The following is a 23771-nucleotide window of genomic DNA, read 5'->3' on the forward strand; positions in this document are numbered from 1 at the left end:
TTTTATGAGACTGTTTTCCGGCCTGACGGCGCTGTGTGCCGCGGCGCTGTTCACCAGCCAGGCGATGGCGGCCCCGCTGATTCTGGCGACCAAGAGCTTTACCGAGCAGCACATACTCTCGGCGATGACCGTGCAGTACCTGCAGAAAAAAGGTTTCCAGGTCCAGCCGCAAACCAACATTGCCACGGTGATCTCCCGCAACGCGATGATCAACAAGCAGATTGACATGACCTGGGAGTACACCGGCACGTCCTTGATCATCTTTAACCACATCAACAAGCGCATGTCGCCGCAGGAGTCTTACGAGACGGTGAAACGCCTGGACGCAAAGCACGGTCTGGTCTGGCTCAAGCCCGCCGACATGAACAACACCTACGCTTTCGCCATGCAGCGCAAGCGCGCCGAGGCGGAACACATCAACACCATGTCGGAGATGGTGGCGAAGATTGAGCAGATCCGTAAAACCAACCCGGACAAAAACTGGCTGCTTGGCCTGGACCTGGAATTTGCCGGACGCAGCGACGGCATGAAGCCGCTTCAGGCGGCCTACAAGATGGATTTGGACCGCCCGCAAATCCGCCAGATGGACCCCGGTCTGGTCTATAACGCGGTGCGCGACGGCTTCGTTGACGCCGGTCTGATTTACACCACCGACGGGCGCGTGAAAGGCTTCGACCTCAAGGTGCTGGAAGATGATAAAGGCTTCTTCCCGAGCTACGCGGTGACGCCGGTGGTGCGTAAGGACACGCTGGAGGCCAACCCCGGCCTGGAAGAGGCGCTCAACACCCTCTCGGCGCAGCTCAACAACGACGTTATCACCGAGCTGAACAAGAAGGTGGATATCGACCATCAGTCACCGCAGCAGGTCGCCCGCGATTTCCTGCGTAGCAAACAGCTGCTGTAGGAGGCGCTATGGAGACGATTCACTACATTCTGGACAACTGGGATTACCTCTTAACCCTCACCCTTCAGCACCTGTGGCTGGTGGCGCTGGCCGTAGGTTTAGCCATCATCATCGGCGTACCGCTGGGCATTCTGATTGTCCGCCACAGGTGGCTGGCAACGCCGGTGCTGGGGATAGCCACCATCGTGCTGACCATTCCGTCCATCGCCCTGTTTGGGCTGATGATCCCGCTGTTTTCGCTGATCGGTCAGGGAATTGGCGCCCTGCCCGCGATTACAGCGGTGTTTCTCTACTCGCTGCTGCCGATTGTGCGTAACACCCATACGGCGCTCGACAGCCTGCCGACGGGCCTGCGAGAAGCCGGACGCGGCATCGGCATGACCTTCTGGCAGCGGCTGCGCTGGGTCGAGATCCCGATGGCGCTGCCGGTGATTTTCGGCGGGATCCGCACCGCCGTGGTGATGAATATCGGCGTGATGGCGATTGCCGCGGTGATCGGCGCGGGTGGTCTGGGCCTGCTGTTGCTCAACGGCATCGGCGGAAGCGATATTCGCATGTTGATTGCGGGCGCGCTGATGATTTGTCTTTTAGCGATTGTGCTCGACTGGCTGCTGCATCGTCTGCAGGTGGTTCTGACTCCAAAGGGGATTCGATAATGATAAAACTGGAAAACCTCACCAAACAATTTTCACAGAAGCACGGCCAGACCTTTAAGGCCGTCGACAACGTTAACCTGATCGTACCCGAAGGGGAAATGTGCGTCCTGCTCGGCCCGTCCGGCTGCGGGAAGACCACCACCCTGAAGATGATTAACCGCCTCATTACTCCAAGCAGCGGGACAATCCTGATCAACGGCGAAGACACCAGCGGGATGGACACCGTCACCCTGCGCCGCAACATTGGCTACGTGATCCAGCAGATTGGCCTGTTCCCGAACATGACCATCGAAGAGAACATCACCGTCGTGCCGCGCATGCTGGGCTGGGATAAAGCGCGCTGCAAAACCCGCGCCGAAGAGCTGATGGATATGGTGGCGATGGATCCCCATAAGTTCCTCAACCGCTACCCGCGCGAAATGTCCGGCGGCCAGCAGCAGCGTATCGGCGTAATCCGCGCCCTTGCGGCGGATCCTCCGGTACTGCTGATGGATGAACCCTTCGGCGCGGTGGACCCGATCAACCGCGAGGTGATCCAGAACCAGTTCCTCGAGATGCAGCGCAAGCTGAAAAAGACCGTCATGCTGGTCAGCCACGATATCGACGAAGCCCTGAAGCTCGGCGACCGTATTGCGGTGTTCCGTCAGGGGAAAATCGTGCAGTGCGCCAGCCCGGATGAACTGCTGGCGAAACCGGCGAATGAGTTTGTCGGCTCGTTTGTCGGTCAGGACCGGACGCTGAAGCGTCTGCTGCTGGTATCGGCGGGCGACGTGACTGACCAGCAGCCGACCATTACGGTACGAGGCTCTACTCCGCTTCCCGACGCCTTTGCGACCATGGATGATAACGACATTCGTGCCGTTACGGTGGTCGACGAGCACGGCAAGCCGCTGGGCTTTGTGAAGCGTCGCGAAGCGCGTAACGCCAGCGGTACCTGCGCCGACATTCTCCATCCGTTCCGCATGACCGGCAAGGCGGAAGACAACCTGCGCGTGGTGCTTTCACGTCTGTATGAGAGTAATACCAGCTGGATGCCGATCGTGGATGAGGACGGTCGCTACAACGGCGAGATTTCGCAGGACTATATTGCCGAGTACCTGAGCTCCGGGCGTACGCGTCGGGCGCTGAATATTCATAGCGACGGCTAACCTTTCAGGCCGGGCATCGCCCGGCTTTTTCGCACGCAGACCTTTTGCTAACCCCGCGACTTCCCGCCACAATATCGTATCGTCCCCGTTAAAACGCGACTCATGGAACGTCTTCATTCTTACCCCGACATCCGCGCGATGTTTCGTCGACTGCTGATTGCCACCGTCACCGGCGTGCTGGCCGCGCTGGCCGTTGCGGTGTTCCGCCACAGCATGTACCTGCTGGAGTGGCTGCTTCTCAGCAACGACAGCGGCAGCCTGGTGAATGCCGCCGCGTCGCTCTCGCCCTGGCGGCGTGCGCTGACGCCAGCGCTGGGCGGGCTGGCTGCCGGGCTGCTGCTCTGGGGATGGCAGCGCCTGACCGCGCAGCGGTCTCACGCGCCAACCGATTATATGGAAGCACTGGAGACCGATGACGGCCAGTTTGACTACGGCGCCAGCCTTGTGAAATCCCTTGCGTCGCTGCTGGTCGTTGCCAGCGGAAGCGCCATCGGGCGTGAAGGTGCGATGATCCTGCTTGCCGCCCTCGCCGCCTCCTTTTTCGCCCGGCGCTTTACGCCAAAATCCGAATGGAAATTATGGATAGCCTGCGGTGCCGCCGCCGGGATGGCCAGCGCCTACCATGCCCCCTTAGCCGGAAGCCTGTTCATCGCTGAGATTCTGTTTGGCACGCTGATGCTGGCCTCGCTCGGCCCCGTGGTTATCGCGGCGGTGGTGGCGCTTCTCACCACGCAGATCCTGGCACCCGGTGCCGGCACGCTCTATGAGGTCCATCTGAGCGGCATCCTCACCGCGGCCGATTATGGCCTGCTGGTCGCGATGGGGCTGGTGGCGGGTCTCTGCGGACCGCTGCTGATGTGGCTGATGGACTTCAGCCACGGACTTTTCCTGCGCCTCAAGCTTTCGCCGCCGTGGCAATTAGCGCTGGGCGGTGCGATCGTCGGAGTGCTGTCTCTCCTCACGCCGAAGGTGTGGGGGAATGGCTACAGCGTGGTTCAGGCTTTTCTGCTCGCGCCGCCGCTGCTGTCGGTGATTGCCGGGGTGTTCATCTGTAAGCTGCTGGCGGTACTGGCGAGCAGCGGATCGGGCGCGCCGGGCGGAGTGTTTACGCCCACGCTGTTTGTCGGTATGGCAACAGGAATGCTGTTCGCGCAGCTTTTCGCGCTGTGGCTGCCGGGTTCTGAGACGCTGATTTTGCTGGGGCTGGCGGGGATGGCAACGCTACTTGCCGCGACCACGCATGCGCCCATTATGTCGGCGCTGATGGTCTGTGAAATGACCGGGCAGTATTTTTTACTGCCCGGCCTGCTGGTCGCCTGCGTGCTGGCGTCCGTGCTGTCGCGGACGTTACGCCACGACTCGATCTACGGTCAACACGCCACCGAGGGCAGAGAGATCGATGTACTGCGCTAGCTCACGCTGCTCGGCGCGCGGCAGATAAGGCAGTTCACCCACCAGCGGCCCGGGCAGTTTTTTGCTCAGCACGTCGATGATCTCCGCGTAGTGCGCCAGGCCAGGGTTGATGCGGTTTGCCACCCAGCCAATCAGCGGCAGGCCGTCATTGGCTATCGCCTGCGCCGTCAGCAGCGCGTGGTTGATGCACCCTTCCTGGATACCCACCACCATTACCACCGGAAGCTGTTCCTGCACGACCCATTCGGACAGCGGACGCAAATCATTCATCAGGCTGCGCCAGCCGCCCGTCCCTTCCACCACCACGTGGTCCACCTTCTCGCTCAGGTTCGCCAGACCGTCGGACAGCAGGGGATAATTAATCAGGCCACTGTGCGCTACGCTGCTCTCCTCTTCGCTTAACGCAATGGGATTGACCGCGTGATAAGGCAGTTCCAGTGACGAGACGCTTTGCAGCACCAGGGCGTCTTTATTACGCAATCCCTCTGGCGTCTCTTTACTGCCTTTTGCGACCGGTTTGTACCCTGCCACGCGTTTACCGCTTGCTGCCAGCGCCTGTAGCAATGCGCGGGATACGACGGTCTTGCCGACAGAGGTATCTGTACCAGTAACAAAGAAACGCTTAAGCATGACTCACTTCACCTCTTGGGTATGCTTCGAAAATATAAACCAGGTAAATAATTCAGAGGAGGAAGTCTACGGGATGCGTGCGCTACCCGGCTTGAGATAGCGCAATTTTTCTTACATCTGCGGAAAAGAGTTAACCCTGCAACAACCGGATCAACAGCGAGCCGTTATACATGGCATCTTTGACCAGCGCCGCGCCTGCCATCGTACCCTGGTTGGAAAACTGGGTGCTTTCTACCGCAATATTTTTGCTGTAGGCGGGAAGCGACTGCTGGTGGATACAGGCCGAGATCGCCGGGAAGAGGATCTCTGCCGCCTGGCTCAGCGGTGAGCCAATGAGGATTTTTTGTGGGTTGAAGAGGTTCACCATAATGGCCAGAATGCGGCCAACGTTATTCCCCACGCCGGTAATAATGTCCTTCGCCAACAGATCGCCCTGGCGCGCGGCGGCGCAGAGGGAATCCACCGTCAGGGGTTGTCCGTGCAGCGAGGAGCTCATGGACTGGCTGAGCCGGACCTGCGCCAGCTCCAGCACGCTTTCCACGCTGGCAATGGTCTCCAGACAGCCGTGGTTTCCGCAGTAACAGCGCTTACCGTACGGGTCGACCTGGGTGTGGCCAATTTCCACCAGGCTACTGCTACCGGCGTGAAGAAGACGTCCGTCGGTAATCACGCCCGCTCCGACGTTATGGTCGATGACGACCTGAATCACATCCCGCGCACCGCGGGAAGCGCCAAACAGCGCTTCCGCCATCGTCCAGGCGCTGATGTCATGCTGAATATAAACCGGCACGCCGGTATGATTTTTCAGCACCTCGCCCAGCGGCATCTCTTTGACATCGTCGTAAAACGGCATGCGGTGAACAATACCGTTTTCGGTATCAATAATCCCCGGCATGGTGATGGCAATCGCCGTTAAGCGTTCAAGCCGCTGCTGATGGCGAATAAAGAAGCGATCGATGTGTGAGACAATCGCGTCGAGGAGCGGTTCCTCCGCGTTGAGCGGCAGTTCAAGGCGGTCTTCCACCACCAGCTTGCTGCTCAGGTCGCGCAGCGCAAGGAAAATCTCCCCCCGGCTGATGCGCATTGACAGGTAGTGCCATGCTTCCGTTTCAACCACCAGCCCGACTGCCGGACGGCCACGGCTGCCCGGCTCCTGAATTTCCGTCTCCTGAACCAGGTGCGCTTCCAGCATCTCGCGAACAATCTTGGTGATACTGGCAGGTGCCAGCTGTGCCAGGCGCGAAAGATCGATACGCGAAACCGGACCAAGCTGATCAATCAGGCGATACACCGCGCCAGCGTTGGTCTGCTTAATCTGATCGATATGCCCTGGCTGACTATCAGCAACCACCTCGTACTCCCTTATTTTCGAGCTTCGAAATAAACTGTTTGCTATGGTGAAGCACTTCCATATCCGTCGTCAAATATTTACTTAGCCATGTGATTTACCGCACATTTTTGCCCCCTTTTCCTTGGAAATGCCGCCCGGCAGAGGCGTTAATTAGCTGCTGTTTGAAGCGCTGTGCGGCATGGCTCTGTTCACGGTGTTTTGACCACACCAGCCACATTTCGGAAACGGCATCCTCTTCGGCAATGGTTACCCAGCGCATTTCGCGCAGCTGCACCCGCTTAAAGGAGGCCGGAAGAATAGAAACGCCCAGACCGGCCGCGACCAGGCCGATAATGGTCATCGCTTCCCCTACTTCCTGCGTGATGACCGGGGCAAGATCGTAGCGGCGCATCAGTCCCAGGATATCGTCATACAGACCCGTTCCGACCTGCGGGTCAAAAAAGACAAAGGGCTCTTTTGCCAGCTCTGCCAGCGAGACCGCCGGACGCGACGCCAGCGGGTGATCGTGCGGGATCATGGCCATCAGCGGCTCGCGCAGGATCACCTCCCACGCCAGCGTGTCCGGCAGCTGGGTGTTACGCATCAGCCCCAGATCCAGCGAACCCTCATTCAGCGGCGCAATCTGCTCGCGGGTGTTGATTTCGCGCGTCTGAATGTGAACATCCGGAAAGTGGCGACGGAATGACGAAAGGGTCTCCGAGACGGCGCTGATGAACGGCGCGGAAGAGGTAAAGCCGATTCGCAGCTCTCCGGCTTCCCCGAGATAGAGCCGTTCTGCACGGGCGGCGGCGTCATCGACCATGCTCAGGATTTGTCGGCTGTCGATCAGGAACTGCTTACCCGCCGCCGTCAGGCTCACGCTGCGGTTGGTGCGGGCCAGAAGGCGCGCCCCGACCTGCTGCTCCAGGATCTGAATCTGCTGGCTTAACGGTGGCTGAGAGATATTCAGCCGTGCCGCCGCGCGGCCAAAATGCAGCTCCTCGGCGACGGCGACAAAGTAGCGAAGATGACGCAGCTCGATATTCATATTTTTAAAGTATCATTTGAGATTATTAATATATTAGACAGAATATTTACATTTTCCTACCCTGAACAGGTGGTCATACCCGTCACCAGAAATCACGGGGATGTTTAAGCAAGGAAACAGTGTGAGCCGTACAACGACTATTGATATCGATCCGGCAAGAGATATCAATGATTTACCCGCAGCACCGCAGCCGGTCCAGTTCATTAAACGTGGTACCCCCCAATTTATGCGCGTCACGCTGGCGCTCTTTTCCGCCGGTCTGGCGACCTTCGCCCTGCTCTATTGCGTTCAGCCGATCCTGCCCGTTCTCTCGCATGAATTTGGCGTATCGCCTGCCAGCAGCAGCGTTTCACTCTCTGTTTCTACCGGCATGCTGGCGATTGGCCTGCTCTTTACCGGGCCGCTGTCCGACGCCATTGGCCGTAAACAGGTGATGGTGACCGCGCTGATGCTGGCCTCGGTCTGTACATTACTCTCGACCATGATGACCAGCTGGCACGGTATTCTGGTGATGCGCGCGCTGATTGGGCTGTCGCTCAGCGGCGTGGCGGCGGTCGGGATGACCTATCTCAGCGAGGAGATTCACCCAAGCTTTGTTGCCTTCTCTATGGGGCTTTACATCAGCGGGAACTCGATTGGCGGGATGAGCGGACGCCTGCTGAGCGGGGTCTTTACGGACTTCTTTAGCTGGCGTATTGCGCTGGCGGTCATCGGGTGTTTTGCGCTGGCATCAGCCCTGATGTTCTGGAAAATCCTGCCGGAATCGCGCCATTTCCGCCCGACCTCTTTGCGCCCAAAAACGCTATTTATCAACTTCCGCCTGCACTGGCGTGACAAAGGGCTGCCGCGCCTGTTTCTGGTCGGCTTCCTGCTGATGGGCGCCTTCGTCACGCTGTTCAACTATATTGGCTACCGCCTGATGCTCTCCCCGTGGCATCTGAATCAGGCTGTTGTCGGCTTGCTTTCTGTGGCCTATCTCACCGGCACATGGAGCTCGCCGAAAGCCGGGGCGATGACCGCACGCTATGGACGCGGGCCGGTACTGCTGGTATTCACGGGCGTGATGTTACTCGGCCTGCTGCTGACGCTCTTTTCCTCACTGTGGTTAATCTTTGCCGGAATGCTGCTCTTCTCCGCCGGGTTCTTCGCCGCCCACTCGGTCGCCAGCAGCTGGATTGGCCCGCGCGCGCGTCGCGCCAAAGGCCAGGCATCGTCGCTGTATCTGTTTAGCTATTACCTGGGTTCCAGCATTGCCGGGACCCTCGGCGGCGTGTTCTGGCATCACTACGGCTGGAACGGCGTGGGCGGGTTTATCGCGCTGATGCTGTGCGCGGCGCTGCTGGTGGGCACCAGTTTGCATAAACGTCTGCATTAACATTCCAGCGCCTTCGTGTTTAAATCAAGCCGATGCTAATTTTTGTCATCGGCTGATTCAGACACGAGGACTTCATGAAAAACAATAACTACCAACAACTCACCCGCACCTTCCAGCGTCTCTCCCGCTTCTCTCACCTCTCCTCCATCGCCAGCTGGGACATGTTCACCATGATGCCGCCGGGCGGCAGCGCCGCGCGCGGTGAAGCACTCGCGGAGATGAGCGTCCTGCAACACCAGATCCTGACCGATAAAAAAGTCGGCGACCTGTTAGCGGCGGCGGCAGGTGAAGATCTAAATGATGTCGAACAGGCCAACCTGCGCGAAATGACGCGCCACTACCAGCAGGCTACCCTGCTGCCCGAATCGCTGGTGGAAGCCAAATCGCTGGCGGGCAGTAAATGTGAACACGCCTGGCGTACCCAGCGTCCCGCCAACGACTGGAAAGGCTTTTCCGCCAATCTGAAAGAGGTGGTCAAACTCAGCCGTGAAGAGGCGCGCCTGCGGGCGGAAGCCAAAGGCTGTACGCCTTACGACGCGCTGCTGGACATTTTTGAACCCGATATGACCAGCGCGCGTCTGGACGTTCTGTTCGGCGATATGAAGTCCTGGCTACCGGACCTGCTGGCAAACGTGGTGGAAAAACAGGCTCAACGGTCGTTTATTCCTCCGCAAGGCCCCTTCCCGACGGCCACACAGCGTGAGCTGGGCCTGGAAGCCATGAAGATGCTTGGCTTCGATTTTAACGGTGGTCGCCTGGACGTGAGCGCGCACCCGTTCTGCGGCGGCGTCCCGGAGGACGTGCGCATCACCACGCGCTATGACGAAGATGAGCTGCTCAGCGCGCTGTTTGGCGTGATCCACGAAACCGGACACGCCCGCTACGAACAAAACCTGCCGCGCGCGTGGGCAGGACAGCCGATTGCGCTGGCGCGCTCAACCGCGATCCATGAGTCACAGAGCCTGTTCTTTGAAATGCAGCTGGGGCGCAGTGAAGCCTTCCTCAGGCATCTCCTCCCTGCGGTACACGCCCGCTTTGGCAGCCAGGCGGCGTTTAGCGAAGAGAATTTTATTGCCTGGAACCAGCGCGTCAAACCTGGCTATATCCGCGTCGATGCGGACGAAGTGAGCTACCCGGCACACGTGGTGTTGCGCTATGAGATTGAGCGCGCGCTGATCAACGGCGAGATCGAGGTGGACGATATTCCCGCCTTGTGGGACGAGAAAATGCAGGCCTGGCTCGGATTATCCACCAAAGACAACTACCGCAATGGCTGTATGCAGGACATCCACTGGACCGACGGCGGTTTTGGTTACTTCCCGTCATACACGCTTGGCGCTATGTACGCCGCGCAGCTGTTCTATGCCGCCAGAACCGCACTGCCGGGTCTGCAGGCCTCCATCGCCGAAGGTGATTTTTCTGCACTCTTTGAGTGGCTGCGTCAGAACATCTGGCAGCACGGCAGCCGCTTCAGCACGTCGCAATTAATCACCCAGGCGACGGGTGAAGATCTGAATATCCGTTACTTCCGCGAGCATCTGACCTCCCGTTATCTTTAATCCCTCTGCCGGAGCCTGCTCCGGCACTCTTCTCACCCTTTTCAATAAGAATATGATTTAGCACATGTTGTCATGATTGCGTCGGGTGTATGAATGCGTGTCCTTCCGACACAATTAGACTGCCATCAGGTCAGGATTAAAAAAATAAAGGGATGAATGATGAAAGGCATAATGAAAACGATGTTAGCCATTCTGTGCGCGACCAGTTTAAGTACTTTCGCAGCCACGGATAATACCCCGCAAGACGCGTTCAACGATATTACCCGCTCTCTTGCAGACCTCCAGCCCATCACGTTTCAGGCTCCTGCTGAAAAATATAAGCTGCTGGTGTTTATTGATAATCAGTGCATTTACTGCAGCAACGTAGTGAAAAACGTTAAGCAATATACGGATGCCGGTTTGACGATGTCGTTTCTGACCGTTGCGCCCAACGCCATTCGCGACTCGGTAATTGAAGATATGGGGCGCGTCTGGTGTTCAACCGATAAGGTCAAAAGCCTGCAACAAGCGATGGCGGGATTTTTACCGGATAACGACACCACCACAGCCTGCTCCGATCTGATCGCGCGGCAATCTGCCCTGGCAGAACGTTTGGGCATTAGCATCACCCCGGTAATGGTGGTGATCGAGCCTGAAACACGGACGATTATAGGCAGTCAGCCTCCGGCGGCTATTCTGGCCACACTGAACAAATAACAGAGGCCCGTACGAGCAGCGGCGTTTGGCCTGTTCGTACACTTTCCTCCCCTCTGTACATTCCGTTACACGCCGATACCAATCACTCACGGAAACCTCGAATTTACAGGGATATAGTTATTTCAACGGCCCCGCAGTGGGGTTAAATGAAAAACCAAATTCGAGGGTATGAGAATGAATAAAGTATTAGCTCTGGTTGTTGCCGCTGCTATGGGTCTGTCTTCTGCTGCATTTGCTGCTGACACTACCGCAACTGCTGCACCGGCTGCCGCGCCTGCTGCAACTACCACCGCTGCGCCAGCAAAAGCGGTTCACCATAAGAAACATCACAAAGCTGCAGCGAAAAAAGAAACCGCTGCACCAGCAACCGCAGCACCAACCGAGCAGAAAGCTCAGGCTGCCAAAAAGCACCACAAAAAAGCCGCTAAACCAGCTGTAGAGCAGAAAGCGCAGGCTGCTAAAAAGCACCACAAAAAAGCAACCAAACCGGCTGTAGAACAGAAAGCGCAGGCTGCTAAAAAGCACCACAAAAAAGCAACCAAACCAGCTGTAGAACAGAAAGCTCAGGCTGCTAAAAAGCATCACAAAAAAGCAGTAAAACACGAAGCTGCTAAACCAGCTGCACAGCCAGCTGCGTAAGAGTACAAGCTTAACCGTGCCCTTCGGGGCACGTTGGTAAACCGGCGCTGAACCGGAACAGGTTCCGCGCCGTTTTTTTATTTCCGGAGGGCGTATGCTGCGACGCTATCGGTTTGAGCTGATTCTTATCCTGCTTATTTTATGCGCGCTCATCGCCAGCCATTTTTATCTTTCCTGATTGTAGCACGCTGATTTTACTCCCACTTTAGCGCTGTCCCGTCTATAGTATTTTCATAGGGTTCACTTTTAATAATCATAATTACCCCCACCAGAGTGTGATATGCGTAAATCTGTTGTGTTGTTACTGGGAACGTTTGGTCTTTTTTCTGGATTCTCACATGCGGATGATGGCGGTGATGACACCATTAGCGCGAAAGAGCTAAAGACGCTTTTTTTCGGTCATGACGATCGTACGCGCGTCGCCGATCCCACCCAGGCACCCTGGGATGCTATAGGCCAGCTGGAAACCGCCAGCGGTAACTTGTGCACCGCGACGCTGATCACCCCGCAGCTTGCCCTGACGGCAGGCCACTGCTTGTTAACGCCTCCAAACGGCAAGCCGGATAAAGCGGTTGCCTTGCGGTTTGTGTCGCAAAAAGGGACCTGGCGCTATGAAATCCACGGCATTGAGGGACGGGTCGATCCGTCTCTTGGCAAACGCCTGAAGCCGGATGGCGACGGCTGGATAGTGCCACCGGCGGCCGCCTCGTGGGATTTTGGCCTGATCATTTTACGCTACCCGCCTTCGGGCATTACGCCGCTGCCGTTATTTGACGGCGACAAGGCCGCCCTCACCGCCGCGCTGAAAGCCACCGACCGAAAGGTGACGCAGTCAGGCTATCCTGTCGATCATCTGGAGACGCTTTATACGCACACCGACTGTATTGTGACGGGCTGGGCGCAAACCAGCGTACTCTCGCATCAGTGCGATACGTTGCCGGGTGACAGTGGTTCACCGCTGATGCTGAAAACCGACAAGGGCTGGCAGTTGATTGGTGTCCAGAGCTCTGCCCCGGCGGCAAAAGACCGGTGGCGCGCCGACAACCGCGCCTTGTCCGTTACCGGTTTCCGCGACCAGCTGGAAGCGCTGGCTACACAGTAAGCCAGCGCGGAGGACTGAAACTAAGGATCGCAACGTCATCAGGCGAGTTTTATCATGATCATGCCGGCAAGCAGCAAGATGAGCCCCATCCAGCCCTTGTTGTTTAAGCGCTGGCCGAAGAGCACCCAGCCTGCGGCCAGCGTGGCGGCGATACCAAAACCGCCCCACAGCGCATAGGCCACCGACAGATCGATCCCTTTTACCGCCTGGGACAGGGCGCTGAACGCTCCCAGAACCGCGGCAATCGACATCAGGCCGTAGAGTTTACGGCGAAAACCATCCGAGAATTTCAGCAGAACGTTCGCCAGGATCTCCAGCACGATGGCGAGCCCCAGCCAGGCCGCATGAACCCACTCAAACTGTTGCATGGTTCTGCTCCTTCTGCTGTTTGCCAGGTTTACGGGTACCGGATTTAATCAGCACAATACCCGCGACCAGCGTCGTTAATCCGGCGACCTTCATTGTTGTTAATGTTTCGTCAAATATCAGCACGCTGAACAGCGTAATCAACAAAATACCGATCCCTTCCCACAGTGCATACGCGACGCCCAGCGCAATTTTTTTCACCGCAAACGAGAGGAAAATATAAGAAAGCGAAATCATCACCAGCATCAAAATAAAACCGGTGTTGCCATCGCTGACGCTTGCCCATTTCATAGACAGCGTGCCGGTAATTTCAGCGACGATAGCCAGCGCTAATAGGATCCAGTAAAACATGTTTTTCTCCTGCTTGAGAATATAATCCATCGTGGCCCGCTGCGTGCAGCAAACCCAAAAAAAACGAATTGAAATCAGATAGCTAAGCGCTTAGCGCCAGCTCAGGCAGAAGAAATGACTATAGTGCGGTGCGCCAGTGTTGCTCACCAGAAAGCAGGCAGAAGGAGGTGGAGTAGACAGCGGTATTGTTTGAAGAGTACGTCCTGAACATATTGTCCATAAAATTACAATTATCCGCGTTGTTGCTTCTCGTCTTTGCGGATGAAAATTGTCCTCGGTAGTTAAACACACCAGATTTGTACCATAAGCCAGGATTTTACTCAAAGTCTTTGCAATTCTTTACCCATCCCGTTTGATTTTGGTTAGTTTATTGCAACGCCTTTCACCTTTATTATAAATATAAAGAAAAATTCGGAGTCACCATGGCTAAACCCATTATTACCCTGAACGGGTTAAAAATTGTCATCATGCTGGGCATGCTGGTGATCATACTGACAGGCGTTCGTTTTGCCGCCGACATTATTGTGCCCTTTATTCTGGCCCTGTTTATCGCTGTGATCCTTAACCCGCTGGTACAGCGCATGACGCGCCTGCGCATCCCGCGCGTGCTGGCGATCACGCTGCTTATCAGCATCATCATTGTGGCGATGGTCTTGCTGGTGGCGTATCTGGGGACCTCGCTCAATGAGCTGGCGCGAACGCTGCCGAAATACCGCTCTTCGCTGGCGATACCGCTGCTGCAGCTGGAACCCTGGCTGCAGCGCGCGGGTATCGAAGTCTCGGTTGAGGAGCTCCTGAAATATATCGACCCCAACGCGGCCATGACGATCGTCACCAGCCTGCTGGCACAGCTTTCCAATGCCATGACCTCCATTTTCCTGCTGTTTTTAACGGTGGTGTTCATGCTGCTGGAGGTGCCGCAGCTGCCGGCAAAGCTGCAGCAGATGATGGTCCGTCCTGTTGAGGGCATGGGTGCGATTCAACGCGCGCTGGACAGCGTATCCCGCTATCTGGTGCTGAAAACGGCGATTAGCCTGGTCACGGGCGGTGTCGTCTGGGGAATGCTTCTGGCGCTGGACGTACGCTTTGCGTTTGTCTGGGGGTTGCTGGCGTTTGCGCTTAACTACATTCCCAACATCGGCTCCGTGCTGGCGGCGATCCCCCCTATTCTTCAGGTGCTGGTTTTCAGCGGGCTTTATGACGCACTGATCCTGCTGGCCGGCTACCTGGTCATCAACCTGGTGTTCGGTAACATTCTGGAGCCACGCATGATGGGACGAGGGCTGGGACTCTCCACGCTGGTGGTCTTTTTGTCCCTGATATTCTGGGGCTGGCTTCTCGGGCCCGTTGGGATGCTGCTCTCCGTCCCGCTGACCATTATCGTCAAGATTGGCCTGGAACAGACGGCGGGCGGGCAAACCATCGCCGTGCTGCTGAGCGATATGAGCCACAAATAGCGCTGGCAGGAGGGACGTATTGGCCCTCCTGTCTTCGCGATAAGCGCCCGAATAGTTACATATAGAGAATCACGCCACGCGTTATCCCTGTGTGTCGACTATTCGCGCCAGCCCATTGCCGGTGCGACATGTTTGAGAATAGACTCAATCACGTGCGCATTGTAATCCACACCGAGCTGGTTCGGCACGGTCAGCAATAACGTATCGGCTTCGGCAATCGCGTCGTCCTTTTTCAGCTGTTCAATCAGCTTGTCCGGCTCCGCCGCATAGCTGCGCCCGAAGATCGCGCGCGTTTTCTCATCAAGGTAGCCCACGCTATCGCTGTCGTTGCGGCTGGCACCGAAATACATCCGGTCGCGGTCGTCCATTAGCGCAAAAATGCTGCGGCTGACCGACACCCGCGGCTGGCGCGTATGCCCTGCCTCTTTCCAGGCCTGACGGTACGCGCGGATCTGTTTTGCCTGCTGAATATGGAACGGCTCGCCGGTTTCATCGTCCTTCAGGGTTGAACTTTGCAGGTTCATTCCCAGCTTTGCGGCCCATACGGCCGTCGCATTGGAACCGGCGCCCCACCAGATACGCTCGCGCAGCCCTTCAGAATAAGGCTCCAGGCGCAGCAGCCCCGGCGGATTCGGAAACATAGGCTGTGGATTGGGTTTTGCAAACCCTTCGCCGCGCAGTACCTCAAGCAGCACCTCGGTATGACGGCGCGCCATGTCCGATTCGTTTTCCCCTTCCTGCGGGACATAGCCGAAATGGCGCCAGCCATCAATGACCTGCTCCGGCGAACCACGGCTGATGCCAAGCTGCAAACGACCGCCGGAAATCAGGTCCGCCGCGCCCGCATCCTCGGCCATGTACATCGGGTTTTCATAGCGCATGTCAATCACGCCGGTACCGATTTCGATGGTTTTCGTTTTTGCGCCAATTGCCGCCAGCAGAGGGAACGGCGAGCTAAGCTGTCGTGCAAAGTGGTGCACGCGGAAATACGCGCCGTCTGCTCCCAGCTCTTCAGCCGCCACGGCTAAATCGATGGACTGCAGCAGCGTATCTGCCGCCGAGCGCGTGCCGGACTGGGCTGAAGGCGTCCAGTGACCAAAGGATAAAAACCCGATCTTTTTCATAACCATGTGTCCTGATAATGCATTGCGTTCTGTCCACTTTACGCATTACCCGGTAAGAATAAATGCCGTTTATTTAACGGAAAGCATCAAATAAATTGACTGAATAGCGTGGTTCGTCATTCCGCCCCATAATGCGATATAATCTTCCCCTCTCTTTTCATGGCAGGTAAAACCGGCAATGGCTTTGATCCCCAAAAACTACGCGCGGCTGGAAAGTGGCTATCGCGAAAAAGCATTAAAAATCTATCCATGGGTGTGTGGACGCTGCTCGCGCGAGTTTGTCTATTCCAATTTGCGCGAACTCACGGTGCACCATATCGATCACGACCATACCAACAACCCGGAAGATGGCAGCAACTGGGAGCTGTTGTGCCTGTTTTGCCACGATCACGAGCATTCGAAATACACCGAGGCGGATCAGTACGGCACCACCGTGGTTGCCGGGGAAGACGCGCAAAAAGACGTGGGCGTCGCCACGTTTAACCCGTTTGCCGATTTAAAAGCGATGATGGATAAGAAGAAATAATCTTTCACCGCCCATACCTGCCGTATGGGCGGCTCAGGAAAGGATAAAGGCCATGGACACCCTCCGCTGCTACTGGGATATGTTTTATACCGCCTACGGTTTACTTTTCACGAGAATACTTTGCCTCATACTTCTGGTCTGGCTGTGCCATGATTTTCTGCGCCGCCCAGGGAAAAACGCTGCTGATGCCGCTGGCCCGATCGCAGAAGCCGATGCCCGGGAGCGATATCAATGGCGTTTTCAGCTGTGGTCATTGCGAACGTTACAACTCCTCTGCCTGCTCTCACTTTTCTGGATGCTTATTAAGGGACTCTTTGCCTGACCCTTTCCCTCGTTAAAATGTCCAGGTGATAGCGGCGGTTGCAGCCCCCTCATTGCGCCGCATCACGATCGGGCTGTTATTCGCACGATCGCCCAGCCAGGTATAGTCCGCACTCAGCACCGTCCCCCAGTGGGCATCGAACTGATGGCTCCAGGTCAGGCTGGTGTCGACGCCATAGAATCCACCCGGCGCAGCATAGCGGCGATATCCGGTGCGGCGGCTCTGCTGCTCGCTTACCCCATACCAGGTATTCAGATAACGGCTGTCGCCAAACAGGGCCGCAGACTGAAAGGCGACCGTGTCCTGGTTATTTTGTACGGGGATCAGCGTAACGGAAGCCTGATAGCTTGCCCCCTGGCTGTCCGTTAACGGCAGCGTCGCTTTGCCCTCCATACTCAGCCATGGCGCGGCCTGCCAGCCGACGGCAAGGCCGGTATTCAGGGTGGCATCAATGTCTCCCATCCCTTTCAGATTGTTTGCGCCCTCACGCCAGCCAGAATTTTTATCAGCCCTTCCGAAGTCGTAGCCCAGCGTGTGTTCGAAATACCAGCCGCTGTCGTTTTGCAGGTCATATCCCACTCCTTTTTGCGCATCAATAAAGAAAGCGCCTTTGCGTCCCTGCAGCACCGGAACCACCTGCCACACCTGCTTGTCTGAGCCTGAGTAACGCGGGGCATACTGCCCCCCAAGCCCGACGGTGAGGGAATCGGACGCGGCGCCATCCTCCGCCTGCGCGCCGGAAGCCACGGCCATCAGAAGCGGGACGGACATATACAGGACTTTTTTTATCGCTATCATACTGCTCTCCATACGGACGCTAGCGCCTCCTGATACGGGGGCGGCCACACAACGTTGGCGCAGTATGATTTGGCTGAATCAATGAATCGTCGGGATAGTGTTAAGAAATGGTCAAGGTGAACGGATGTTGTCCAGAAGAGTGCTGATTATTGAAGATGACGCCGATGCGGCTGGCGTGCTCGAGGCCTATTTACGGCGGGAAAATTACGACGTGACCATTACCGGAGACGGTCATTCCGGGCTGGATATGGCGCAGCGGTGGAAGCCCGACCTCATACTGCTGGACGTGATGCTGCCGGGGCTTAACGGCACCGAGGTGCTGGCTGGCCTGCGTCGTAAAAGCGATGTGCCGGTGATCATGGTCACGGCCATGGGGGATACGCCTGACCGCATTGGCGCCCTGCGATACGGTGCCGATGATTACGTTGTGAAGCCTTATCATCCGGGCGAAGTGGTTGCTCGGGTACAGGCGGTGCTGCGGCGCAGCAGTAAAAAAGAGACTGACGAGGCGATCCTTCGCTGGCAAACGCTGGAGGTGGACGTGGCCGCCATTGTGGCGAGCGTGGATAACGGCGGCGACGCGCCCGTGATGCTCGATCTTACGCCAACGGAATTCTCGCTTCTGGCAACGCTGCTGCGTTCTCCGGCGCACCCGTTCTCCCGCCAGTATTTACTGGAGCACTGTTTGCCGGAAAGCGAGGCGCTGGAGCGCGTGGTGGACACCCATATTTATAACCTGCGTAAAAAACTGGAAGCGGCGGGGATCTCCGGCGTGCTGATCAACGTTCGCGGCGTGGGTTACAGGTTCAGACAGCCATGATTAAAAATCAGCACTCCTCTCTGTGGCGCTGGATTTGCGCGCGCATCTTAGCGCTGGCTATCGGCAGCGTGATCGTCATTGCCACCTGCATGTGGCTGCGCTATGCGGTTCAGAACTACTGGATAATGGGCAAAATGCCAGCGGCGGTCCGTCAGGAGTTTCTGACGCTCAGCCAGAACCCGCAGGCCAATCCGGCCCGCTTCCACTCGATTGTGGACACCTGGTGGGGCCTGAGCTATTCCACGCCGTCTATCGCCTCAGCCGACTGGGCCACGGTGGCCCTGCTGGTGCTGGTGATGATCCCGTTTATTGTGGTGATGGGGCTCAAACACGCCCGGCCGCTGGCGCTGCAGTTCAGCCGCCTTCGCGATGCGGCAAAGGATGTCGCCGACGGGCAGTTTGGCCGCCAGGCGGAACTGATCGAGGATGCGCCGGCTGAAATGGTCAGCTTTGCGACCGACTTTAACTCCATGACGGGGCAACTCGCCCGCTATGAAAAAGAGCTCCGCGCATCGCACGTCGCGATGGCGCACGAGCTGCGCTCGCCCCTGACGGCCGCCATTGGGCGTCTGCAGGGCATGTTAGACGGCGTGTTTGATGCCAGCCCGGCGCAGCTGGGCATGGTGATGAAACAGCTCCAGCACCTCAACCGCCTCACCGATGAGCTTCACCTTCTGTCGCTCGCCGACGCGGGTAACCTCGTGCTGGAGGACCAGCCGTTTTGCCTCGATGAGCTGATTCAGGAGCGGGCTGCCTGGATCATGCCCGAGGCTGACGCGCATCATTTTCGGATAACGCTTCGCAACCCGCGTACCAGCCCCTTCAGAGGCGATGCGTTCCGTCTTGGACAGGTCGTTACGATCCTTATGGAAAATGCGCTACGTTACGGGCGCGAGGGCGGCCACCTTGAGGTGGCGTTGCACTACGCCAGCGGGCATTACATCCTCGAATTTACCGATGACGGGCCGGGCGTCTCGCCACAGTTCTTACCGGAAATGTTTAAACGCTTTAGCCGCGAGGAGCAGTCCCGCGCGCGGCATTCCGGCGGCAGCGGCCTCGGTTTATCCATCGCCCGGGCGATTTGCGAGGCGCATGGGGGCGAGATTAGCGCATCATTGCCGGAAACCGGCGGCCTCGCCGTGCGCATTTTATTGCCCTGGCACCCGTCCGGTAATGAAAATCTTCACTCTTGATAAAGCCTTGACAGAACATCGAATCTTTCTCGACGTAGCGCGCATTTAATAACGCCATTCCCTTTATGGAGCGGCGTTATGTCAGACGAATTTTTTCTCTCCCTCCGCCACTGCCTGCATCATTTGTACGGCGTGGCGCGCACCCTTTCCTGGCTGCACTTTCTTCCCCTGGCTCTGCTTGCGCTGGCGATTTTTCCGCTGACCGGCTGCGGTGATAAACACGAAAATAAGCCCGCCCCTGCGCGAGCGGTACGCTACGTCGTCGTTGGCACCGCCCAGACCCTTCCCGCGCTGGAAAGAACCGGTGAGATCCATGCCCACGATGAAACGACCCTGAGCTTTCGGACCGGGGGCCGGATACTGACGCGCAGCGTTGATATTGGCGACCGGGTCACTGCCGGACAGCTGCTGGCCACGCTTGACAATATGACCGGGAAAAACCAGCTCGACGGCGCGGCGGCCGACTATGAAGGTGCCAAAGCCTCGGCGCAGGTCGCCGCGCTTAACGTCAGTCGAATGCAAAAGCTCATGCCAACGGGCGCGATAGCCCGCACGCAGCTCGACAGCGCCCGTGCGGACTGGCTTGTCGCCCGCGCTCGCTTAAAAAGCAGCGAGGCCGCGTGGCGAAATGCCCGCGAAAGCCTCGGCTGGACGCGCCTGATCGCGCCGCAGGCGGGCGTCATCACCGCCGTGAACGCTTCTGCGGGGCAGGTTGTCAGCGACGGTCAGTCCGTGCTGACGCTGGCAACGGGTGAAGCCCGCGACGTGGCGTTTGATATTGCCACTCCGGATGCGATCCCGCCTCTGGATAAGGCGGTTTTGCAGGTTTCACTCCTCAGCGCCCCGTCGGTACAGGCGTCTGCCGCGCTGCGGGACATCACCCCGCAGGCCGATCCTCAGACCCGCACCTGGCGCGTCAGGGCCACTCTGCAAAACCCGCCGGCGGCCATGGCGCTGGGCGCCAGCGTTACCGTCACGTTGCCATCGTCAGCCCCGCGCGGCTACACCCTCCCCGCGTCGGCACTGACCCGCGTCGGCGACAAACCGGCCGTTTTTGTGATTACCCCGCAGTCGCGGGCGCAGCTGCGCGCGGTGGTGCCCGCGAGCTATACGGCCACCTCCGTCATGATTGCCTCCGGCCTTGAGCCGGGCGACAGGGTGATTACGGCGGGCGTGAGCACATTACGATCCGGCGAGCCGGTGGTTGCCGGAGAGGTTCAGCCATGAACACAGGACCGGAAGCCAAATTTAACCTCTCAGCCTGGGCGCTGAAGAACCAGCAGATGGTCAGCTTTTTCATGCTGCTGGTGATTGCGATGGGCGTGTTTTGCTATGAGAAGCTGCCGCGTAACGAAGATCCGGCTTTCACCATTAAAACGGCCGTCGTCTCCGCGCAGTGGCCGGGAGCCTCCGTGGCGAATACCACCCGCCTGCTCACCGATACGCTTGAAAAAAAGCTGCAGGAAACGCCCTGGCTGGACTATCTCGAAAGTGAAACTCGGGCCGGACGCACCGTTATCCACGTCAACCTCCGTGACGATACGCCCCCGCAGAGCGTGCCGGACATCTGGTATCAGGTTCGCAAAAAAATGCAGGACATCGCGCCGTCCCTGCCTGAAGGGGTGCAGGGCCCTGCCGTGGACGACGAGTTTGACGATACGTTCGGCACAATTTACGCCTTTATTCCCGAAGGTTTCACCCTGCGGGAGGTGCGGGATCGCGCAGAGACAATACGGCGCGAGCTGATGTCCCTGCCGGATATAGGCAAAACCACCCTGCTGGGCGAACAGCAGGAGCAGTGGGTTCTCGCCTTTTCTCCCGCGCGCCTGGCCGGGATGGGGCTCGATATTCAGGAGGTTGCGGACGCCCTCCGGTCGCAAAACGCCGTTGTCCCGGCAGGAACGATGCGTACCGAAAAAGAGAACATGGCGATAAAGGTCAGCGGGGCGCTCACGACCGAAGAGAGCTTACGCGCCGTCACGCTGCACGTGAATAATCGCTATATTCCGCTGACCGACATTGCCACCGTCACCCGGGAAATCGCCGAGCCACCGGCCCCGGCCTACCGGGTGAACGGCAAGCCGGCTATCGGGCTGGCGGTGTCGATGGCGCCAACGGGCAACATGCTGCGTTTCGGCGCTGCGCTGAATGCCAGAATGGCGGCCCTCAGCGCCGGGCTGCCGCACGGTATCGAGATGGTGAAAGTTGCCGATCAGTCAGCGGTGGTCAGTGACGCGGTAAGCGGATTTATCCGGGTGCTTATCGAAGCCGTTGTTATCGTGCTGGCGGTTTCATTTGTCTCGCTGGGGTTACGGGCCGGACTGGTGGTGGCGACGGCCATTCCGCTGGTGCTCGCCATGACGTTTGCCGGCATGATGCTCGCAGGTATTGGCCTTCAGCGTATCTCGCTCGGGGCGCTGATCATTGCCCTGGGCCTGCTGGTGGATGACGCGATGATCGCCGTCGAAACGATGGTATCCCGGCTGGAAGCGGGGGATTCCCGTCGGCACGCGGCCACCCATGCGTTCAAAACGACGGCTTTCCCGATGCTCACCGGTACTCTGGTGATGATTGCCGGCTTTATTCCCGTTGGTTTTGCGGCCTCCAGCGCCGGTGAATACTGTTTTTCCCTCTTTGCGGTGGTGCTCATTGCCCTGCTCTGCTCCTGGGCCGTCGCGATCCTGTTTTCGCCGCTGACGGGCACGTGGCTGCTGCCGGAAAAAGTCAGACATCACGCGGCGGGACCCGGCAGGATCGCGCGCGGGTACGGACGTCTTTTACGCCTGGCGCTGCGCCACCGAGTCGCTACCGTGCTGTTCGCCCTTTCCGCGCTGGGGCTGTCAGCGTACGGCACGACGTTTATGCAGGGCGAGTTTTTCCCCGCCTCGGATCGGCCAGAGCTGCTGGTCAGCCTGACGCTTCCGGCCAACGCGTCGCAGCCGGAAACGCTAAGAGAGGTGGAAAAGCTGGAAAAGGCGCTGGCCGGCAACGGCAACATCGATCGCTATTCGACGTACGTCGGGTCGGGCGCCATCCGTTTTTACCTGCCGATGGACGTGCTGCTGGAAAATGAAAATATCGCCCAGATGGTCGTGGTGGCTAAGGATCTTGAGGCGCGAGATCGTCTGCATGCGCAGCTCAACAGGCTTCTGGCGACGCAGTTTAGCGACATCATCACGCGCGTGTCGCCCCTTGAGCTGGGGCCGCCCGTCGGCTGGCCCATCAAATACCGGGTGAGCGGGCCTGATTATCTGCGGGTCCGGGCGTTGGCGAACCGTCTCACGGACGCGATTGGCCGGTCCCCGTTCTCACGCGACGTTAACCAGACGGCCGGAGAGCCGGAGAGGGTCATCACCCTTAAGGTGAATCAGACGGCGGCCAGGGCGGCGGGAATATCGTCAGAAAGCCTCGCCCGCACGCTGAACACCGTCTGGTCCGGCAGCGTTGTTACCTCCATCAGGGATAATGACCGCCTTGTCGACGTTGTGCTGCGGGCCACGGACGATGCACGTCACAGCACCGCCACCCTCTCCTCGCTCACGATTCAGGGGAATGACGGTAAAAAAATTCCGCTCAGCGCCGTCGCGACGCCGGTCTGGGGCGTGGACGATCCGGTCATCTGGCGTCGCCAGCGGGTGCCCTTTATCACGGTGCAAACGGACCTTGCCCCGGGGCTGAAGGCTGAAGCGGTATCCGCGGCGCTTCGTCCGGCGGTCGACAAGCTGCACGCGAGCCTGCCCGCTGGTTACAGCATTGAAGAGGGCGGCGCGGTTGCCGAATCGGACAAGGGGAACAGCTCCGTTTTTACCGTTATTCCGGTAACGCTGGTCCTCATGCTGTTGCTGCTGATGCTTCAGCTGCGGCGATATTCCCGTATGCTGCTGGCCCTCCTGATGGCCCCGTTTGGCTTGCCGGGGATCGTGCTGGCTATGCTTCCCGGCTGCACGCCAATGGGGTTTGTCGCGCTGCTGGGCGTCATCGCCCTGGCGGGGATGATCGTGCGCAACGCGGTGATACTGATTAGCGAGGTTGACAGCAATCTTGCTCAGGGGATGGCAAACGATGCCGCAATTATGGCGGCCGCGGAACACCGGGCCAGACCCATCTGTCTGACCGCCTGCGCCGCCATCCTGGGCATGTTCCCGATCTCTCATCAGGTCTTCTGGGGGCCAATGGCCTATGCCATTATCGGCGGGCTGCTGGTCGCGACGCTGGTGACGCTGACCGTGTTACCCGCGTCGTTTAGCCTGCTGTTACAGTGGGGCGCTCAGCGCAACGCCGCAGAAGACGGACTGCGCTGAGGCTCCACCGTTT

At 58.2% G+C, this 23771-nt stretch carries 23 protein-coding genes; 16 read left to right on the forward strand and 7 right to left on the reverse strand.

Features of this window, described 5'->3' with window-relative positions; all coding sequences use genetic code 11:
• Positions 1 to 4: 4 nt before the first annotated feature.
• From osmX to clcB, 4 genes are all read left to right on the forward strand, one after another.
• Positions 5 to 904 (forward strand): osmoprotectant ABC transporter substrate-binding protein OsmX, encoded by a 900-nt coding sequence (gene osmX / locus UTM25_RS07880; protein WP_023327329.1) that lies wholly within the window; start codon positions 5 to 7, stop codon positions 902 to 904.
• A gap of 8 nt (positions 905 to 912) precedes the next feature.
• Positions 913 to 1560 (forward strand): osmoprotectant ABC transporter permease OsmW, encoded by a 648-nt coding sequence (gene osmW, locus UTM25_RS07885; RefSeq protein WP_194399090.1) that lies wholly within the window; start codon positions 913 to 915, stop codon positions 1558 to 1560.
• A complete protein-coding gene (osmV, locus tag UTM25_RS07890) occupies positions 1560 to 2708 on the forward strand; it encodes an osmoprotectant ABC transporter ATP-binding protein OsmV (protein ID WP_194399089.1) in 1149 nt (382 codons plus the stop codon). The genes osmW and osmV overlap by 1 nt, the downstream gene beginning before the upstream one ends.
• A gap of 102 nt (positions 2709 to 2810) precedes the next feature.
• The gene (gene clcB, locus UTM25_RS07895) at positions 2811 to 4121 is read left to right on the forward strand and encodes a voltage-gated ClC-type chloride channel ClcB (RefSeq protein ID WP_194399088.1); all 1311 of its coding nucleotides are present in this window, start codon (positions 2811 to 2813) and stop codon (positions 4119 to 4121) included.
• Here the strand turns inward: clcB and bioD are convergent.
• The 3 genes from bioD to UTM25_RS07910 form a co-directional block, all read right to left on the reverse strand.
• Positions 4056 to 4751: a dethiobiotin synthase gene (gene bioD, locus UTM25_RS07900; protein ID WP_023311511.1), complete on the reverse strand. Its 696-nt coding sequence runs from the start codon at positions 4749 to 4751 to the stop codon at positions 4056 to 4058. The genes clcB and bioD overlap by 66 nt on opposite strands.
• A gap of 130 nt (positions 4752 to 4881) precedes the next feature.
• A complete protein-coding gene (gene mlc / locus UTM25_RS07905) occupies positions 4882 to 6102 on the reverse strand; it encodes a sugar metabolism global transcriptional regulator Mlc (RefSeq protein ID WP_194399087.1) in 1221 nt (406 codons plus the stop codon).
• Between the two features lie 94 nt (positions 6103 to 6196).
• A complete protein-coding gene (locus UTM25_RS07910) occupies positions 6197 to 7129 on the reverse strand; it encodes a LysR family transcriptional regulator (RefSeq protein WP_194399086.1) in 933 nt (310 codons plus the stop codon).
• Positions 7130 to 7250: 121 nt separating this feature from the next.
• Between UTM25_RS07910 and UTM25_RS07915 the strand changes: the two genes are divergently transcribed.
• From UTM25_RS07915 to UTM25_RS07935, 5 genes are all read left to right on the forward strand, one after another.
• Positions 7251 to 8504 carry an MFS transporter gene (locus tag UTM25_RS07915; protein WP_194399085.1) on the forward strand — a complete coding sequence of 418 codons (1254 nt, stop codon included), beginning with the start codon at positions 7251 to 7253 and terminating at the stop codon, positions 8502 to 8504.
• 74 nt (positions 8505 to 8578) lie between these two features.
• Complete coding sequence (locus tag UTM25_RS07920) at positions 8579 to 10063, forward strand: carboxypeptidase M32 (RefSeq protein WP_194399084.1); 1485 nt, start codon at positions 8579 to 8581, stop codon at positions 10061 to 10063.
• 171 nt (positions 10064 to 10234) lie between these two features.
• A complete protein-coding gene (locus tag UTM25_RS07925) occupies positions 10235 to 10759 on the forward strand; it encodes a thioredoxin fold domain-containing protein (protein ID WP_233469357.1) in 525 nt (174 codons plus the stop codon).
• Between the two features lie 174 nt (positions 10760 to 10933).
• Complete coding sequence (gene asr, locus UTM25_RS07930) at positions 10934 to 11398, forward strand: acid resistance repetitive basic protein Asr (RefSeq protein WP_194399082.1); 465 nt, start codon at positions 10934 to 10936, stop codon at positions 11396 to 11398.
• 280 nt (positions 11399 to 11678) lie between these two features.
• Positions 11679 to 12500 (forward strand): trypsin-like serine peptidase, encoded by an 822-nt coding sequence (locus tag UTM25_RS07935; protein WP_194399081.1) that lies wholly within the window; start codon positions 11679 to 11681, stop codon positions 12498 to 12500.
• A 38-nt stretch (positions 12501 to 12538) separates the two neighbouring features.
• Here UTM25_RS07935 and mdtI read toward each other — a convergent pair whose 3' ends face one another.
• Both mdtI and mdtJ read right to left on the reverse strand, forming a co-directional pair.
• Positions 12539 to 12868, reverse strand: a complete 330-nt coding sequence (gene mdtI / locus UTM25_RS07940; RefSeq protein WP_024909144.1) for a multidrug/spermidine efflux SMR transporter subunit MdtI — start codon at positions 12866 to 12868, stop codon at positions 12539 to 12541.
• Positions 12855 to 13217 carry a multidrug/spermidine efflux SMR transporter subunit MdtJ gene (gene mdtJ / locus UTM25_RS07945; protein ID WP_023311502.1) on the reverse strand — a complete coding sequence of 121 codons (363 nt, stop codon included), beginning with the start codon at positions 13215 to 13217 and terminating at the stop codon, positions 12855 to 12857. The genes mdtI and mdtJ overlap by 14 nt, the downstream gene beginning before the upstream one ends.
• A gap of 422 nt (positions 13218 to 13639) precedes the next feature.
• Between mdtJ and UTM25_RS07950 the strand changes: the two genes are divergently transcribed.
• Positions 13640 to 14674 carry an AI-2E family transporter gene (locus UTM25_RS07950; RefSeq protein WP_194399080.1) on the forward strand — a complete coding sequence of 345 codons (1035 nt, stop codon included), beginning with the start codon at positions 13640 to 13642 and terminating at the stop codon, positions 14672 to 14674.
• Positions 14675 to 14772: 98 nt separating this feature from the next.
• Here UTM25_RS07950 and UTM25_RS07955 read toward each other — a convergent pair whose 3' ends face one another.
• Positions 14773 to 15798, reverse strand: a complete 1026-nt coding sequence (locus UTM25_RS07955) for an LLM class flavin-dependent oxidoreductase (RefSeq protein WP_194399079.1) — start codon at positions 15796 to 15798, stop codon at positions 14773 to 14775.
• A gap of 178 nt (positions 15799 to 15976) precedes the next feature.
• Between UTM25_RS07955 and yajD the strand changes: the two genes are divergently transcribed.
• Together yajD and UTM25_RS07965 are read left to right on the forward strand one after the other, a co-directional pair.
• Positions 15977 to 16324: an HNH nuclease YajD gene (gene yajD / locus UTM25_RS07960; RefSeq protein ID WP_003857471.1), complete on the forward strand. Its 348-nt coding sequence runs from the start codon at positions 15977 to 15979 to the stop codon at positions 16322 to 16324.
• A 52-nt stretch (positions 16325 to 16376) separates the two neighbouring features.
• Positions 16377 to 16646 carry a hypothetical protein gene (locus UTM25_RS07965; protein WP_194399078.1) on the forward strand — a complete coding sequence of 90 codons (270 nt, stop codon included), beginning with the start codon at positions 16377 to 16379 and terminating at the stop codon, positions 16644 to 16646.
• 12 nt (positions 16647 to 16658) lie between these two features.
• On the opposite strand, the gene UTM25_RS07970 is transcribed toward UTM25_RS07965, so the two are convergent.
• Positions 16659 to 17444 (reverse strand): MipA/OmpV family protein, encoded by a 786-nt coding sequence (locus tag UTM25_RS07970; protein ID WP_194399077.1) that lies wholly within the window; start codon positions 17442 to 17444, stop codon positions 16659 to 16661.
• A gap of 124 nt (positions 17445 to 17568) precedes the next feature.
• Here UTM25_RS07970 and UTM25_RS07975 point away from each other — a divergent pair, with 124 nt between their 5' ends.
• From UTM25_RS07975 to UTM25_RS07990, 4 genes are all read left to right on the forward strand, one after another.
• Positions 17569 to 18264 carry a response regulator gene (locus UTM25_RS07975; RefSeq protein WP_029739347.1) on the forward strand — a complete coding sequence of 232 codons (696 nt, stop codon included), beginning with the start codon at positions 17569 to 17571 and terminating at the stop codon, positions 18262 to 18264.
• Positions 18261 to 19457: a sensor histidine kinase gene (locus UTM25_RS07980; RefSeq protein WP_167818819.1), complete on the forward strand. Its 1197-nt coding sequence runs from the start codon at positions 18261 to 18263 to the stop codon at positions 19455 to 19457. The genes UTM25_RS07975 and UTM25_RS07980 overlap by 4 nt, the downstream gene beginning before the upstream one ends.
• A 78-nt stretch (positions 19458 to 19535) precedes the next feature.
• Positions 19536 to 20684 carry an efflux RND transporter periplasmic adaptor subunit gene (locus UTM25_RS07985; protein WP_194399076.1) on the forward strand — a complete coding sequence of 383 codons (1149 nt, stop codon included), beginning with the start codon at positions 19536 to 19538 and terminating at the stop codon, positions 20682 to 20684.
• Complete coding sequence (locus UTM25_RS07990; protein WP_194399075.1) at positions 20681 to 23758, forward strand: efflux RND transporter permease subunit; 3078 nt, start codon at positions 20681 to 20683, stop codon at positions 23756 to 23758. Before UTM25_RS07985 ends, UTM25_RS07990 begins: the two co-directional genes overlap by 4 nt.
• Positions 23759 to 23771 lie beyond the last annotated feature (13 nt).

The organism is Enterobacter sp. 61D5 (genome assembly GCF_034107965.1).
Taxonomy (GTDB): domain Bacteria; phylum Pseudomonadota; class Gammaproteobacteria; order Enterobacterales; family Enterobacteriaceae; genus Enterobacter; species Enterobacter cloacae_M.